Annotated in this window: 16 protein-coding genes; 6 read left to right on the top strand and 10 right to left on the bottom strand. The window is 69.8% G+C overall.

All coding sequences use genetic code 11. The annotated features are described in order from the left end of the window. Positions 1–125: 125 nt before the first annotated feature. The 3 genes from trpA to ACQY76_RS07600 are packed head-to-tail and all read right to left on the bottom strand — an operon-like array spanning position 126 to position 2,922. Positions 126–965 (bottom strand): tryptophan synthase subunit alpha, encoded by an 840-nt coding sequence (gene trpA / locus ACQY76_RS07590; protein WP_428032274.1) that lies wholly within the window; start codon positions 963–965, stop codon positions 126–128. Further along, the gene (gene trpB / locus ACQY76_RS07595; protein WP_428032275.1) at positions 962–2,194 is read right to left on the bottom strand and encodes a tryptophan synthase subunit beta; all 1,233 of its coding nucleotides are present in this window, start codon (positions 2,192–2,194) and stop codon (positions 962–964) included. Before trpB ends, trpA begins: the two co-directional genes overlap by 4 nt. Beyond that, complete coding sequence (locus tag ACQY76_RS07600; protein WP_428032276.1) at positions 2,191–2,922, bottom strand: phosphoribosylanthranilate isomerase; 732 nt, start codon at positions 2,920–2,922, stop codon at positions 2,191–2,193. The genes trpB and ACQY76_RS07600 overlap by 4 nt, the downstream gene beginning before the upstream one ends. 268 nt (positions 2,923–3,190) lie before the next feature. On the opposite strand from ACQY76_RS07600, the gene cysP reads away from it, so the two are divergent. The 3 genes from cysP to cysW all read left to right on the top strand — a co-directional run bounded on the left by cysP (position 3,191) and on the right by cysW (position 6,203). Then, complete coding sequence (cysP, locus tag ACQY76_RS07605) at positions 3,191–4,222, top strand: thiosulfate ABC transporter substrate-binding protein CysP (RefSeq protein WP_428032277.1); 1,032 nt, start codon at positions 3,191–3,193, stop codon at positions 4,220–4,222. A gap of 269 nt (positions 4,223–4,491) precedes the next feature. Beyond that, a complete protein-coding gene (gene cysT, locus ACQY76_RS07610) occupies positions 4,492–5,313 on the top strand; it encodes a sulfate ABC transporter permease subunit CysT (protein WP_428032278.1) in 822 nt (273 codons plus the stop codon). Positions 5,314–5,315: 2 nt separating this feature from the next. Beyond that, positions 5,316–6,203 (top strand): sulfate ABC transporter permease subunit CysW, encoded by an 888-nt coding sequence (cysW, locus tag ACQY76_RS07615; RefSeq protein ID WP_428032279.1) that lies wholly within the window; start codon positions 5,316–5,318, stop codon positions 6,201–6,203. 164 nt (positions 6,204–6,367) lie between these two features. Here the strand turns inward: cysW and ACQY76_RS07620 are convergent, their stop codons facing one another. From ACQY76_RS07620 to ACQY76_RS07650, 7 genes are all read right to left on the bottom strand, one after another. Further along, entirely contained in the window at positions 6,368–7,327 is a 960-nt protein-coding gene (locus ACQY76_RS07620) for an ornithine cyclodeaminase family protein (protein ID WP_428032280.1), read from the bottom strand. Between the two features lie 12 nt (positions 7,328–7,339). Further along, on the bottom strand, positions 7,340–7,687 hold the full coding sequence (locus tag ACQY76_RS07625; protein WP_428032281.1) for a lipopolysaccharide assembly protein LapA domain-containing protein: 348 nt from the start codon (positions 7,685–7,687) through the stop codon (positions 7,340–7,342). Between the two features lie 18 nt (positions 7,688–7,705). Continuing rightward, positions 7,706–7,999 carry an integration host factor subunit beta gene (gene ihfB / locus ACQY76_RS07630; protein WP_131833432.1) on the bottom strand — a complete coding sequence of 98 codons (294 nt, stop codon included), beginning with the start codon at positions 7,997–7,999 and terminating at the stop codon, positions 7,706–7,708. A gap of 75 nt (positions 8,000–8,074) precedes the next feature. Continuing rightward, on the bottom strand, positions 8,075–9,055 hold the full coding sequence (gene sppA, locus ACQY76_RS07635) for a signal peptide peptidase SppA (RefSeq protein WP_428032282.1): 981 nt from the start codon (positions 9,053–9,055) through the stop codon (positions 8,075–8,077). A 117-nt stretch (positions 9,056–9,172) separates the two neighbouring features. Further along, a complete protein-coding gene (locus tag ACQY76_RS07640; protein WP_428032283.1) occupies positions 9,173–9,916 on the bottom strand; it encodes a DUF1045 domain-containing protein in 744 nt (247 codons plus the stop codon). Between the two features lie 11 nt (positions 9,917–9,927). Next, entirely contained in the window at positions 9,928–11,067 is a 1,140-nt protein-coding gene (locus ACQY76_RS07645; protein ID WP_428032284.1) for an alpha-D-ribose 1-methylphosphonate 5-triphosphate diphosphatase, read from the bottom strand. 57 nt (positions 11,068–11,124) lie between these two features. Then, on the bottom strand, positions 11,125–12,738 hold the full coding sequence (locus tag ACQY76_RS07650) for a gamma-glutamyltransferase family protein (protein ID WP_428032285.1): 1,614 nt from the start codon (positions 12,736–12,738) through the stop codon (positions 11,125–11,127). Positions 12,739–12,835: 97 nt separating this feature from the next. On the opposite strand from ACQY76_RS07650, the gene ACQY76_RS07655 reads away from it, so the two are divergent. The 3 genes from ACQY76_RS07655 (at position 12,836) to ACQY76_RS07665 (ending at position 15,533) form a co-directional block, all read left to right on the top strand. Next, positions 12,836–13,075, top strand: coding sequence for a hypothetical protein (locus ACQY76_RS07655; protein ID WP_428032286.1), 240 nt, complete (start codon positions 12,836–12,838; stop codon positions 13,073–13,075). A 656-nt stretch (positions 13,076–13,731) separates the two neighbouring features. Continuing rightward, positions 13,732–14,862, top strand: coding sequence for a type III PLP-dependent enzyme (locus ACQY76_RS07660; RefSeq protein ID WP_428032287.1), 1,131 nt, complete (start codon positions 13,732–13,734; stop codon positions 14,860–14,862). A gap of 86 nt (positions 14,863–14,948) precedes the next feature. Continuing rightward, complete coding sequence (locus tag ACQY76_RS07665; RefSeq protein WP_428032288.1) at positions 14,949–15,533, top strand: GNAT family N-acetyltransferase; 585 nt, start codon at positions 14,949–14,951, stop codon at positions 15,531–15,533. Positions 15,534–15,688: the final 155 nt, after the last annotated feature.

Below are 15,688 nucleotides of genomic sequence, written 5' to 3' on the forward strand. Positions count from 1 at the left end.
GGACGGTGGTGCGGGCGGCGGCCCGCGAGGGTTTGCCCCGCCGGCCGCGCCTTCATCTAATGCCGCAGAAGGGCGATGAAAAGGCACAAGCGCGAATCAGGCGCCGGGCCCCTTGCCGCCGGCCCTTACTCCGCCGCCTGCCGGCGCACGCCGCGCACCGCCTCGGCAAGCCGGCCGACCAGCTGGGTAACCGCGGAAACGGTGGCGGGCGTCGCCTTGTCCTCGCTGTCGAGGCTGGCGCGCAGCGCGTCGATCAGCGCCGAGCCGACCACCACGCCATCGGCGCCGGCGGCGATGGCGGCGGCGCTCTCCGGCGTCTTCACGCCGAAGCCGACCGCGACGGGCAGCGTGGTGTGGCGCTTGATCCGCGCCACCGCCTGCCCCACCGCCGCAGGATCGGCCTGCGCCGCGCCGGTGATGCCGGTGATCGAGACGTAATAGACGAAGCCCGCCGTGTTCGCGAGAACGGCCGGCAGGCGCTTGTCGTCGGTGGTGGGGGTGGCGAGGCGGATGAAGTCCAGCCCCGCCGCCAGCGCCGGCAGGCACAGCTCGTTATCCTCTTCCGGCGGCAGGTCGACCACCACGAGGCCATCGACGCCGGCGGCCTTGGCATCGGTGAGGAAGCGCTCGACGCCATAGACATAGACCGGGTTGTAATAGCCCATCAGCACGATGGGCGTGGCGGCATCGCCCTCGCGGAAGGTCTTCACCATGGCCAGCGTCTTGGCCAGCGTCTGGCCGGCTTTGAGCGCGCGCAGCCCCGCCGCCTGGATTGCCGGGCCGTCGGCCATCGGGTCGGTGAAGGGCACGCCGAGCTCGATGATGTCCGCCCCCGCCGCCGGCAGCGCCTTGAGCAAAGCGAGCGAGGTGTCGTGGTCGGGATCGCCGGCGGTGATGAAGGTGACGAGGGCCGCGCGCCCCTCGGCGGCGCAGGCCTTGAAGCGCGTCTCGATGCGGGTGCTCATAGGCTCGTTCCCAGAATGTCCGCCACCTGCGGAATGTCCTTGTCGCCGCGTCCGGAGAGGTTGACCACCATCAAATGGTCCTCGGGCAAGGTCGGGGCGAGGTCGGCGACCCGAGCCAGCGCATGCGCCGGCTCCAGCGCCGGGATGATGCCTTCCAGCTTGGCGACGAGCTGGAAGGCCGCGAGTGCCTCGTCGTCGGTGGCGGAGATGTAGGTGGCGCGGCCGGTGTCGTGCAGCCAGCTATGCTCCGGGCCGATGCCGGGATAGTCGAGGCCGGCCGAGATGGAATGCGCCTCGGCGATCTGGCCGTCATCGTCCATCAGCAGGTAGGTGCGGTTGCCGTGCAGCACGCCCGGGCGCCCGCCGGTGAGCGAGGCGGCGTGCTGGCCCGAGGGAATGCCGTGGCCGGCGGCCTCGACGCCGAAGATCTGCACGCCGGGATCGTCCAGGAACGGGTGGAACAGGCCCATGGCGTTGGAGCCGCCGCCGATGCAGGCGATCAGGCTGTCCGGCAGGCGGCCTTCCATCTCCAGCATCTGCTCGCGGGTCTCCGCGCCGATGATGCTCTGGAAGTCGCGCACCATGGCCGGGTAGGGGTGCGGGCCGGCGACCGTGCCGATGCAGTAGAAGGTGTCGGTGACATTGGTCACCCAGTCGCGCAGCGCCTCGTTCATCGCATCCTTCAGCGTCTTCGAGCCGGACTGGACGGGAACGACGGTGGCGCCGAGCATCTTCATGCGGAACACGTTGGGCGCCTGACGCGCGACGTCGACGGCGCCCATATAGACCACGCAGTCCAGCCCGTAGCGGGCGCAGAGCGTCGCGGTGGCGACGCCATGCTGGCCGGCGCCGGTCTCGGCGATGATCCGCTTCTTGCCCATGCGGCGGGCGAGCAGGATCTGGCCGAGAACGTTGTTCACCTTGTGCGAGCCGGTGTGGTTCAGCTCTTCGCGCTTGAAGTAGATCTTGGCGCCCATCCCGGGCGCGGCGCCCTTGCGCAGGTGCTCGGTCAGCCGCTCGGCATAGTAGAGCGGGCTCGGGCGGCCGACATAATGCTTCAGCCCGGCATCCATCTCCGCCTTGTAGGCGGGGTCGGCCTTGGCCGCCTCATAGGCGGTTTCCAGGTCGAGGATGATCGGCATGAGTGTTTCGGCAACGAAACGACCGCCGAAGAGGCCGAAATGCCCGTTCTCGTCGGGGCCGGTACGGAAGGAATTGGGAGCGTTCACGACGGGCTCGTCTCTCTGGCGGGTGAAGGCTGCGTCGGCGTGGGGCCGGTTGGTTCGGATCGGGCGGCGCGCGCCCGGCCTTCCGCCTCGGCCGCTCGCGCGACGCGCAGGAAGGCCTCGATGCGGGACGGGTCCTTGATGCCGGGTTCGCGCTCGACACCGGAGGATACGTCTACGCCGGACGGATGGATGAGCGCGATGGCCTGCGCCACATTGTCCGGGTCGAGCCCGCCCGACAGCATATAGGGCGCGGCAAGGTCGAGATCGGCGATGAGGGTCCAGTCGAAGGCGACGCCATTGCCGCCCGGGAGCACCGCGCCCTTGGGCGGCTTGGCGTCGAGCAGCAGCCGGTCGGCCACCGCCTCATAGGCGGGAAGCGCGGCGAGGTCGTCCCGCGTGGCGATGCCCAGCGCCTTCATCACCGGCAGGCCGAAGCGCGCCCGCACGGCGGCCACGCGCGCCGGGGTCTCCCTGCCATGCAGCTGCAGCATGTCGGGGCGGACGGCGTCGACGATGGCGGTCAGCGTCGCGTCGTCGGCATCGACGGTGAGCGCGACGATCTGCGCCCGCCCGCGCGCCTGCGCGGCGAGGCGGGTGGCCGTGGCGAGGTCGACATGGCGCGGCGAGGGGGCGAAGAACACCATGCCCACCATGTCCGCCCCCGCACCGAGCGCTGCCTCCAGCGTCTCGGCGGTGCTGATCCCGCAAATCTTGATGTCAAGCGACAAGGACGCCTCCTCGAAGAGAGCCACCTAGCACGGACCGCCCGGCGAGGCGAGGGCATCGCCGAAGCCCATGCTGAAGCGGCGCGACATGGCGTGCCGTTGTGTGCCGCCGTTTGGGAGGTCTCGCCGGCGGGGGTTGAAATTACCCCTTCCGTCACGACATTCCCCATGCTACTCACATTCGACTGTGAAATTATTAAATTCACGCACTTATGATGGATATTGCGGCCCGCATCCTGGTCGCGTCCGGTGCCGACCCTGGAGACTGCCCATGCGCCTCTCGCGCCGCCTGATCCTCGCCTCGACCTTCGCCGCCGCGCTCGGGCCGTTCGTGCTGCCCGCCTTCGCGCCGGAAGCCCGTGCCGCCGAGCCGAACCAGATCCTCAACGCCTCCTATGATGTGGCGCGCGAGCTGTTCGAGGCCGAGAACAAGCAGTTCGAGCCGGCCTACAAGGCCAAGACCGGCAACGACATCAAGGTCAACCAGAGCCATGCCGGCACCTCCAAGCAGGCGCGCTCCATCGTCGAGGGTCTCGAAGCCGACGTGGTGACCTTCAACCAGATCACCGACATCACCTTCCTCGCCGACAAGGGGTATGTCGCCAAGGATTGGCAGACCCGCCTGCCGAACAATTCCTCGCCCTGGTATTCCTTCCCGGCCTTCCTCGTGCGCGAGGGCAACCCGAAGAAGGTGAAGAACTGGGACGACCTCGTCCGTGACGACGTGAAGCTGGTCTTCCCCAACCCGAAGACCTCCGGCAATGCGCGCTACACCTATCTCGGCGCCTATGCCTTCGCGCTGGAGAAGTTCAAGGGCGACACCGCCAAGGCGGATGCCTTCGCCAGGAAGCTGCTCTCCAACGTCGTGGTGTTCGACACGGGCGGGCGCGGCGCCACCACATCCTTCGTGGAGCGCGAGCAGGGCGACGTGCTCATAACCTTCGAGGCCGAGGTGATCGGCGTGAAGGACGCCTACAAGGACAAGAAGTTCGAGGTCGTGGTGCCGGAAATGAGCCTGCTGGCCGAATTCCCGGTGGCGGTGGTCGACAAGGTGGTCGACAAGCGCGGCTCGCGCCAGGTCGCCACCGACTACCTGACCTATCTCTATTCGCCGGAAGGCCAGAAGGTCGCCGCCGAATATAATAACCGCGTCGTCGACCCGAAGGTGGCGGACGAGTTCAAGGGCAAGTTCGCCCCCGTCCGCCTCGTCAAGGTCGAGGACGTGTTCGGCGGCTGGGCCAACGCGCAGAAGACCCATTTCGCCTCCGGCGGCAAGCTCGACGAGCTGTTCGTCGCGCCGTGAACGGCGCAGCGCCCCATCCGCACCGGCGGAGCCTTTGCTGAACGCCGTGCGCTTCCAGAGCGTCGTCATGGCCGGGCTGGTCCCGGCCATCCACGCCTCTCCGGTGATCACGTCGTGGATGCCCGGCCCAAGGCCGGGCATGACGGGGCGGTGGCGGCCGCCGCGCTGGACATTCATGTTGAATTGCGGCATGGCCGGGCTTGTCCCGGCCATCACCGTTTCCGATAAGGCCCGTGCCGAACGGGGCCGCCGATCGAAGGAGCCGCCCGTTGAACCGCGTCATACCGGGCCTTCCGCTCTCGCTCGGCATCACCGTGCTCTATCTCAGCCTGATCGTGCTGCTGCCGCTCGGCGCGCTGGTCTGGCAGGCGCTCGATGTCGGCTGGGAGCGCTACCTCGCCATTATGAGCGGCGCGCGCACCATGGCCGCCTTCCGCGTCACCCTGTCGACCGCCGCCATCGCCACATTGTTCAACTGCATGTACGGGCTGGCGCTGGCCTGGGTGCTGGTGCGCTACGAGTTTCCCGGCAAGCGCTTCCTCGACGCGCTGGTCGACGTGCCGTTCGCCCTGCCCACCGCCGTGGCCGGCCTCGCGCTCTCGGCGCTGTTCGTGAGGAATGGCTGGTTCGGCGCGCCGCTGGCCGCCCTCGGCATCGAGGTCGCCTACACCCCGCTCGGCATCGCCATGGCCATGGCCTTCACCTCCATTCCCTTCGTGGTGCGCACGGTGCAGCCGGTGCTGGAGGATCTCGCCAGCGATGTGGAGGAAGCCGCCGCGACGCTCGGCGCCTCCGATCTGCGCATCTTCGCCCGCATCATCTTCCCGGCCATCCTGCCGGCCTTCCTCACCGGCGCCTCGCTGAGCTTCGCCCGCTCGCTGGGCGAGTTCGGCGCCATCATCTTCATCGCCGGCAACCTGCCGCTGAAGACCGAGGTGGTGTCGCTGCTCACCTTCATCCGCATCGAGGAATATGACTACCCGGCCGCCGCCGCCATTGCCGCGACGCTCCTCGGCTTCGCCTTCGTGATGCTGTTCCTGGTCAACATGATCCAGCTCTGGCAGCAGCGCCGCATCGGCACGGGGGACTGACGATGGCGCGCGAACCGCTTCCCCCCGCCCCCACCCATCTGCCCCGCCGCATCCGTGTCGGCGATGGGCCGCTGGTGCGCGCCGTGCTGGTCGGCGGCGTGCTGCTGGTTACCGCGCTGGTGCTGGTGGCGCCGCTGGTGGCAATCTTCGCCGAGGCTTTCCGCCACGGCGTGGCCGCCTATGCCGCCTCCTTCGCCGCGCCCGACACGCAATACGCCATCGGCCTCACCATCTTCACGGCGCTCATCGCGGTGCCGATCAATGTCGCCTTCGGCATCGCGGCGGCGTGGAGCATCGCCAAGTTTCGTTTTCGCGGCCGCAACCTGCTGGTGGCGCTGGTGGAGCTGCCCTTCTCCATCTCGCCGATCATCGCCGGCGTCGCCTATCTCTTCGTCTATGGCGCGCAGGGGCTGCTCGGGCCATGGCTGGCCGAGCACGACATCAAGATCATGTTCGCGGTGCCGGCGATCATCCTCGCCAGCCTGTTCGTCACCGCGCCCTTCGTGGCGCGCGAGCTGATTCCGCTGATGATCGCTCAAGGGTCGGAGGAGGAAGAGGCGGCGGTGACGCTGGGCGCCGGCGGCTGGCGCATACTGCGCCTCGTCACCCTGCCCAATGTGCGCTTCGCCCTGCTCTATGGCGCGGCCTTGTGCAATGCGCGGGTGATGGGCGAGTTCGGCGCGGTGTCGATCGTCTCCGGCAATATTCGCGGCCAGACCAACACGCTGCCGCTGCAGATCGAGCTGCTCTACCAGGACAACAACGCGGTGGCGGCGTTCGCGGTGGCAACGTTGCTGACCCTCGTCGCGCTGGTCACGCTGGTGGCCAAGGCAATCATCGAGCGGCTCGATGCGGCGCGGGTGAAGGCGCAGGGCAAGCCGGGGCATTGAGGGGGCCGCGCTCTGCGGTCCGAGCCTGCGTGCTTCGAGGCCGCCCGTGCGGGCGGCACCTCAGCATGACGGCCCCTGCACGGAAAGACGACACGTCATCCTGAGGTGCCCGGCCATCGGCCGGGCCTCGAAGGACGCACGCGGCGGATGCCGTGTGGCGGCGCTCAGCCCTTCAACGCCTTCCACACCAGCTCGGCGGCGGCGAGGTCCTCGATGGCGGTGCCGACCGACTTGAACAGCGTGATCTCGTCGGCGCTGCCGCGCCCGGCGGCGGTGCCGGCGGTCAGCTCGAACAGGTCGCCATGGATGTCTTCCGGCTTCAGCAGCCCGCTCGCCAGCGGGATGACGATGTCGCCCGCTTCCTTGCCGGCGCCGGCCCGCGTGTCGACATAGACCCGTGCCCGGCGGATCGCCTCGTCATCGGCCTCGCGCATGGTGGGGGTGAAGCCGCCGACAAGGTCCACATGCTGGCCGGGCTGGAGGTAGCGCCCCTCCACCAGCGGCTGCGGCGACAGCGTGGCGGAGGTGACGATGTCGGCATCCGCAATGGCGGCGCCGCGGTCGGCCTGCGCGCGGGCGTCGAAGCCCTCGCTGCGCAGGCTTTCCGCCATCGCCTCGGCCTTGGCCAAGGTCCGGTTCCAGATGGTGATGGTGCGGATCGGCCGCACGCTGGCATGGGCGCGGGCGAGATAGGGCGCTAGCGCCCCGGCGCCGATCACCGCCAGCCGGCTGGCATCCGGGCGGGCGAGATAGCGCGCGGCGAGCGCCGAGGCGGCGGCGGTGCGCCAGACGGTGAGCGCGCGCGCGTCCATCACCACCAGCGGCTGGCCGGTGGCACCGGAATTGAGGATGTAGAGGCCGGTGATGCTCTCGATGCCGCGCGCATTATTGCCGGGGAACACCGTCACCAGCTTGGTGCCGAGCATGTCCGCTTCGCCGCCACCGCCGGTCCAGGCCGGCATGAGCAGCAGCATCGCGTCCCCGTCCGGGCGCGGCAGCGCGTGATGGTGGCGCACCGGCACGGTGATGGAGCGGCGGAAGGCCGCCTCGATGGCGTCGATCAGCGCGGGAAAGGACAATAGCCCGGCGATCTCGCCGGACGAGACGAAACGAAGATCGCTCATGGATCGAACCTGTCAGGCCGCGTTGCGGCGATGTGCCAGTGCGGTGCGGGCCGGCGCCTCGCGGGTGGACGCGCGCAGCTCCTCGACCTCGTCATGGGCGGAACGGGCCTCGCGCGCGGAACGGCGGGCGGCCTTGCGGTAACGGCCCTGGCTCAGCCACGCGGCGGTGCCGCCCAGCAGCACGCCGATGATCATCGCCGCCGAAACGACGAGGAACAGCGGCAGGTCGATCGACGCGCCATCGGCGCCCGAGAGCGGGTCGACGAACAGCGTCACCGCGTGGCGGTTGGCCACGGCGAGCATGACGAGCCCGACCGAGATCGGCAGGACGATGAGGATCAGCAGCACACGACGCAGCACGAGTTCTCCCTCGGAAATTTATTCCAGATCGACGCCATCATTCAGGCGCTCGCGCATTTCCTTGCCCGTCTTGAAATAGGGCACGGCCTTGCCGTCGACATCCACATGCGCACCGGTGCGCGGGTTGCGTCCGGTGCGCGCCGGGCGCGCCTTGACCGAGAAGGCGCCGAAGCCGCGCAGCTCGACACGGTCGCCGCGCGCCAGCGCCGCCACCACCTCGTCGAGAATGGCATTCACGATGTTTTCGACATCGCGCTGATAAAGATGCGGATTGGCTTCAGCAATCCGCTGCACCAGTTCGGACTTGATCATCGACGCCCCGGCCCCTTTTTTGTTCGGCTCGTCGGTACTCCAAAAAATTGATATTTTGGAAGCTCTTGGCCCCGTCTAGCCTCCACGAGGGTGCCAGAGGGCCAGAAGACCGTCAAGGCGGGCCTGCGTGGCGGCCTCGCCCGCTGCATCTGCCACGAACCGCCCCAGATCTTCAAGCCCGATCAACGACATGAGCTTTATTCCCATACCGTGTAGCCAACCGAATTCGTCGCCGGCACGGCTGGTGCGCCAATCGCGTACGGGAAGATCCTTCTCGACGCCGCGCTCGCGCTCCAGCCAGTCCCGCCCGGTGCGCTCGTCGCCGATCTCGTCGATGAGCCGCATCGGCAGCGCCTGGTGGCCGGTGAACACCCGTCCGTCGGCGGCGAGAGCCAGCTTTTCGCCCTCCAGCAGGCGGCGCTCGGCGACGAGGCCCTTGAACCAGTCATAGCTGTCCTCGACCAGCGAGCGCACCGCCGCGCGGGCGTCCTCGGTCGGCGGGTCGAACATGTTGGGCGCGGCTTTGAGCGGGCTCGACTTGATCTCCTCATAGGAGATGCCGACCGTCTTCATCAGCTCGGAGAAGTTGGGGAACTGGAAGATGACGCCGATCGACCCGACCAGCGCGTTGCGCGGGGCGACGATATGGTCGGCGCCCATGGCGGCGATATAGGCGCCGGAAGCAGCGATTCCGCCCACCACCGCGACGATGGGCTTCTTCTCCGACAGCCGGCGCAGCCCGTCATAGAGCGCGGCCGAACCCACCACGGTGCCGCCGGGGCTGTCGATGGAGAGGATCACCGCCCGGGCGCCCGAGCGGCCGATGGCGTCGAGCATTTCGATCCGCTCGCGCTCATTGCGGATGATGCCGCCAATGGCGACCCGGGCGACATGCGGGGAGGAGCGCGGCAGCAGGCCCCCGTCGCTCCACCAGGCGAAGGCGCCGAGGCCGCCGAGCAGCACGATGAGAAGCGCCAGGACGCGCCAGAAGGCGAGCTTGCGCCGCAGCCGGCGGCGGGCGAGCACCTCGTCGACGTCCAGTGCGCTTGCGGCCATCGCGTCCTCCCATGTCTGCGCCAAGGCGTAGCCGGGCAGCGGGGGCGGCGCAAGGGCGGCGCAGGGGCAGCGGGGAAGGGGGCGGGACGCGCCGCGCCCGCCTCTCCCGATGAAGCCTCAGCTGCCGAAGGGAAAGCGGGCGATTAGCCGGAACGGGCCGGCTTCCTGACGGTAGAGCGCGATCTCGCGCACGATGAGCGGGCCGTCGGCGCCGCTGGCGGAGAAATGCTCGGCCAGTTCCGCCTCGGCGAGCGCCCGCTCCTCGTCGTCCAGCGTGCCGGTCAGCGTCATGTGGAAGCGGAAATCGGCGAGCACATAGGGATAGCCCCAGCGCGCGAGATATTCCTGCTGGCGCGGCGTGAGGGGTGCCCGCAGGCGCTTCTCCCGTTCCGCCTCGGTCATCGGGGCGCGGAAATCGTCGAGGTCGGCGACGGCGCTGGCGGCGAGGCGGTCCAGCGCCGCGCTCGGCGCGGCGAGGCGCAGCGCCAGGAACCGGCCGATGCTGGCCAGCGTCACCCCGGGGCAGGCAAAGCCGGCGCGCTCCTTCGCGAAGCGGGCGCAGGCGGCGTGCAGCTCTTCCTCGGTGCGGCCCGGTGCGAGGCGGAACGGCGCCTTCAGTGTGCCGTGGAAGCCGTAGCGGCGCGGCTCGGCGGTGATCTCGCGCCAGCGGACGGCGTCGAAGCGGCGCAGCGGCAGCGGTGCAGCCTCCGTGCCGGTTTCCGCGTCGTAGCCGAGGGCGGCCGAGCCGAAGCGCCAGAGCGGGCTCTGCGCCGGCGGGGCGAAATAGAGCGCGTAGCGTGGCGTCGCCGGCCGCGTGGCGGCTGCCGCGATGGGCTGCGCGGCGTTCGGTGTGGCGGACATGGGCAGCCCTTTTAGAAGACGCGCCGGCCGGCGACAAAGACCTCGTCGATCCGGGGGGTGTCGTCGGCAAGTCGGAAGCGCACGAGGTCGGCGCGCAGCCCCATTTCCAGCCGGCCGCGATCCTCCAGCCGGGCGAGCCGGGCCGGGGCCGAGGTGACGAGGGCGAGCGCGGCGGGGATGGAGAGGCCGGCCGTCCGCGTCAGCGCCAGCGCCGCCTGCAGAAGGCTCGCCGGCACATAATCCGAGGCAAGGGCGTCGAGCAGCCCGTCGGCGGCGAGGTCGCGCATGGAAACGCCGCCGGCATGCGAGCCGCCGCGCACCACGTTCGGCGCGCCGCCGATCGTGGCGAGGCCCTGTTCGCGGGCCGCGCGGGCGGCCTCCACGGTGGTCGGGAACTCGGAGATGGTGCAGCCCGCCGCCACCGCCTCGTCGACATGGTCGGGCGTGGTGTCGTCATGGCTCGCCAGCACGAGGCCGGAAGAGGCGAACAGCGCCACCATGCGGCTGTAATTGCCGGCGACGGCGCCGCGCGCCCGCTCGATGCGGTCGGCCACCTCGGCATCGATGTCGCCGCCACTCTTGCCGATGCCGGTGAGGTAGACCTTGAGATGCTCGACATTGCGCCATTGGCGGGTGCCGGGCGTGTGGTCCATCAGCGAGGCCAGCGCCAGCGTCGGGCGTCCCAGCGCGGCGTCGACAAGGTCGGGCAAGGTGTGGTCGGTCAGTTCGCAGCGCAGATGGATGCGGTGGTCGACGCGGAACAGGCCGCGCTCGACGCCGGAATCCACCGCGTCGAGCATCACCTCGTAGAGCGCCCGCCGGTCCGCCTTGGCCTGGTCGAAACCGCCGGCGCAGATGGCGTCGAAGACCGTGGTCACGCCCGAGGCCGCCATCTGCGCGTCGTGCGCCAGCGCGGCGGCGCGGGCATCCGGCCAGATCACCTTCGGCCGTGGCACGAAATGGCCTTCCAGCGCATCGGTGTGCAGATCGATCAGCCCGGGCGCGAGATAGGCGCCCTCGCAGTCGATCGCGGCGGGGAGATGCGAGCGGCCTTCGTCGATCGCGCGGATGCGCCCGTCCGCATGGACCAGCGTGCCATCGACGACGCGGTCTTGGAGAACAAGGCGAGCATTGGTGAGAATCACGTCCATGGCGCGCCTCTCGCATGTTGTTGTGACCGTTCGATGAAGTCCCCCATCGGCAGGTCGCTATATTCCGGCCGCGTCGCCATCGGCGCGCGGATCGTGCGCGCCCTCCAGCCCGCCCTTGCCCGGGTGCAGCACCACTGCCCCGGCATGGCCCACCAGGTCGGAGGCCGGCTCGGCCAGCATCTCGACATCGTGACCGGCGACGGCGAGCTGCTCGGCAATGGCGCCGTCGAACGCGCCCTCGATGCGCAGATTGACCGGGTCGGCGCTTCCCTCGCGCCCGAGCCGCCAGCGCGGGGCAGCGATCGCCTCGCCGAGCGGCAGGCCGAACAGGGCGTAGCGGCTGATGACCGCCGCATCGGTCTGCGGCTGGCCGTCTCCCTCCGAGGCGCCGAAGACGACGACGCGCCCGTCCGGCAGGCGCGCGAGGCCGGGAGCCGGCGTGCAAAGCGGGCGGCGGCCGGGCGCGAGCGCGTTCTTCGCCCGTGGATCGAGCGACAAGGTCGTGCCGCGATTGTGTATCAGCACGCCGGTCGCCGGCAGCACGAGGCCGGCGCCGAACGTCCCGTGATTCGACTGGATATAGGAGACCATGATCCCGCTGCGGTCCGCCGCGCCGAGCCACGCCGCCGCGCCGGGCATCGCCCGATGCGACCAGGGCGCGGCGCGCTTCGGGTCGATCGCCGCCGCCTCCCGGGCGAGCGCCTCGGGCGTGAAGGCGTCGGCGGGGTCGTGAAGCAGCAGCTCGCGCTCGCTCATCAGCCCGTCGCGCACCCCGAAGGCCCGTTTGGTGGCCTCGACCAGACCGTGGACATGGGCAGCGCCCTCCGGCCGGGAAACGCCCGCCCGCGCGAAGAGCGCCAGGATGAGCAGCGTCGCCAGCCCCTGCGTCGGCGGGGGCGAGGACCACAGCTCCATCTCCGGCAGCTTGACGGTGAGCGGCCGCCGCGTGGCGGCGCGATAGGCGCGGAAGTCTGCGCGGGTCAGCGGGCTGCCGGCCCGCTCAAGATCCGCCGCCATCTCGCGCGCCACGTCGCCCCGGTAGAAATCGTCCAGCCCGGCGCCGGCGAGCTGCGCCAGCGTGTCGGCGAGGCGCTCGCACGGCAGCACCACGCCCACCGCCGGCACCTTGCCGTCGGGCGTCAGGAAGCCCGCCCGGAAGCCGGGAATCGCCTCGAGCGCGGCGTGGGTCGCCAGGCTTGCCCTGTACAGGGGCGGCGAGACGGCGATGCCGGCGCGCGCGTGCTCGACAGCCGATTCCAGCAGCCGGCGCAGGGGCATCCTGCCGCCGAAGGCCTGAGCCGCCTCCTGCGCCAGCGCCCAGCCGCCCACCTGCCCCGGCACGGTGAGGGCGGCGAGCGGGCCGCGCGCGGGAAGCTCGTCATGGCCGCGTTCCCGATAGAAGGACGGCGTGACGCTCGCCCCGACAGGGCCGGCGGCATCGATTGCGGTGACGCGCCCGGCCGGGTCGCGGATCAGCCAGACGCCGTCGCCGCCAAGCTGGCAGAGGTGCGGACAGGTCACGGCGAGTGTCGCGGCGGCGGCGAGCGCCGCCTCCACCGCATTGCCGCCCTCTTCCAGCACGGCACGCCCCGCCTCGGTGGCCAGAGCGTTGGGGGTCGCCACCATGCCGGCGCCGGCGCGCGCGCTCTCGTGAAGCCGATCGTGAGCCATTTCGCACTCCCCGCGGCGCCGCGGGGAGCCCGCCGCTTGACCCGCGCCGCCGGGCATAGCAGTTTGCGGCCCGCCGAAGTAGACGGATTGGGACGAGATGAGCACGGGCCGACGCATTCGCTGGGACAATGTCAGCACGGTGGGCAGCGCCGCCATCCTGCTGGGTGCCGAGCTCATCGGCGCCGGCCTTGCCGCCGGCTGGGCCATTGCTGCCCTGTTCGACGCCGGCCTGATGTGGGAACTCATTTTTGAAGGTGTGTTCGCCGCACTCGCCATCTACGGCATTTACCGCTTCGTGATGAAGGCGAAGTCGATCGAGCCCTTCGTCGAAGGCTGACCGCGCGCCGCGAGCCGACAGGCTTGCCGCAGATGGGTGGGCGACGCGCCTCGAAGACAGCCGGCAAACCTTTGCCTTGCCGGCTTTTCGTCACATTCGCACGGCTTTGCGGGTACCAAGCTGCCTGATTGGGCGCGAACGACGAAAAATCCGCAAAACCCGCTTGCATATGACGGCGCGAATCCATACATCGCGCTTGCCCAACATTCGCACGTGCCTGTGGTCGCGTGCCGATCGGCGGAAGTCCGGACAAGAGGCCGGAAAGTCGCCAGTCAGATCGGTAGCCGGAGGCGAAACCGGCGCACCTCGCTCTCAGCGGGGAACGTGACTTGAAGCAACGACGTAGCGGGCTTTTTTAGTCTCTGTCGGCCCTCCAAAGGTCGGGAAACTGAAGAGGCACTACATCTTGCCGGGCGTGCGGTCGGGTCTCCCGTACCAAGCGAAGGCATCGAACGGACGCTGCGCTCTCCACACGCGCAGTCGGACGGGTTCGTGCCACGGCTCCATTCCATACGGCCAATCGGCAAAAGCCGTGCGGTCGGCGAACGGATGCGCATTCTCGCCATCAACGCGGCGCATTGGCGCCGCGGGCGGGTGTTCGCATCCGGATGTTCGCTTCATCTGGTTCGAAGCCTTCGGGTCTGTGGGGATCTGCCATGACTGACCGTATCCGTGAATTTCTGCGTACCCGCCGTGAAGACGGTCCCTGTGTCGTGGTCGACCTCGACGTCGTGCGCACCAATTATGCGGCCTTCGCCCGGGCGCTGCCGGACACCCGCGTGTTCTATGCCGTGAAGGCCAACCCGGACGCGGCGGTGCTCGCCGCCCTGGCCCAGCTCGGCTCGTGCTTCGACTGCGCGTCGGTCGCCGAGATCCAGATGGCCCTCGCCGCCGGTGCCACCGCCGATCGCATCTCCTTCGGCAACACCATCAAGAAGGAGCGCGACATCGAGCGCGCCTATCAGCTCGGTGTGCGCCTGTTCGCGGTCGACTGCGTCGAGGAAGTCGAGAAGGTGGCCCGCGTCGCCGCCGGCGCCAAGGTGTTCTGCCGCATCCTGTGCGACGGCGCCGGCGCCGAATGGCCGCTGTCGCGCAAGTTCGGCTGCGAGCCGGACATGGCGGTCGACGTGCTGGAGCACGCCCATCGGCTGGGCCTGCGCGCCTATGGCGTGTCGTTCCATGTCGGCTCGCAGCAGAAGAACGTCGAAGCCTGGGATTCGGCGCTGGCCTCGGCCGGCGCGATCTTCCGCGAATGTGCCGAGCGCGGCTTCTCGCTGAGCCTGGTCAATCTCGGCGGCGGCTTCCCGGCGAAGTACCTGCAGGACGTTCCGGCGGCCGAGGCCTATGGCGAGGCGATCTTCCGCGCCTTGTCCCGGCATTTCGGCAATGCCATCCCGCAGACCATCATCGAGCCGGGTCGCGGCATGGTCGGCGCGGCCGGCATGATCGAGGCCGAAGTGGTGCTGATCTCGAAGAAGTCGACCACCGATTCGGTGCGCTGGGTCTATCTCGACATCGGCAAGTTCGGCGGCCTCGCCGAGACGATGGAAGAGGCCATCCGCTACCCGATCGTGACGCCGCGCGACGGCGACGCGGTGGAGCCCTGCGTGCTCGCCGGCCCGACCTGCGATTCGGCCGACGTGCTGTACGAGAAGACCCCGGTCATGCTGCCGGTGTCGCTCGCCATCGGCGACAAGGTGCTCATCGAAGCGACCGGCGCCTACACCACCACCTATTCGGCGGTGGCGTTCAACGGCTTCGACCCGCTGCGATCCTATGTGATCTGAGCGGGCCGCGCCGGCGCCGTCCGACAGCCTGAATCCGCAATTCCCTGTCCCTCTTTGCCCGGCGATCCCGGGTGTTGGAGGCCATCATGCTCGTCACTTCCGCTCCCGCCATTTCGCTCGAGACTCAGGCTGACATCGCCCAGCGCGAGGCCCTGCTCGATCTCGCTTTCGGCCGCGCCGCCCGCCTCGCCAAGACCAGCGAGCGCCTGCGTGAAGGTCGCAAGCCGGCCGAAGGGCTCGCCTTCGCCTCGCACGGCCCGGACGGCCGCGTGGTCGCGACCCTGCGCCTGTGGCACGTCACGGCGGGCCCGGCCCGGCCGGCGCTGCTGCTCGGCCCGCTGGCCGTGCACCCGTGGTTCCGCGACCGCGGCCTCGGCGCCGCGCTGATGACGACGGCGATCTGCGAGGCGACCCGGCTCGGCCATGGCGCCATCCTGCTGGTGGGCGATGCGCCCTACTACGCCCGCTTCGGCTTCGATGTCGGTATGACGGAGGGCTTGTGGCTGCCGGGGGCGTTCGACCGCAACCGCTTCCTCGGGCTGGAACTGCAGCCGGGCGCGCTCGACGGCGCGCGTGGCCTGGTCAGCCCCACGGGCGCGCCGGTGGAATTGCCGAGCCTTGGCGAACTGGTGGCGCAGGGCGGCGCGGGCGAGATGCGCCGCTCCGCGTGAGCGGGCGGTCGCTCCCCGGCATCTCCGCTCCCGAGGCGACGTCATGGCCGGGCAAGCCCGGCCATCCACGACTTACGCGACTTCGCAAAAACATGAATCCCCGGGCGAGGCCCGGGGATGACGTCGTTCAGGCGGTGCTGCGGCCGTCGTCGCGG

Source organism: Ancylobacter sp. (genome assembly GCF_965279025.1).
Classification (GTDB): domain Bacteria; phylum Pseudomonadota; class Alphaproteobacteria; order Rhizobiales; family Xanthobacteraceae; genus Ancylobacter.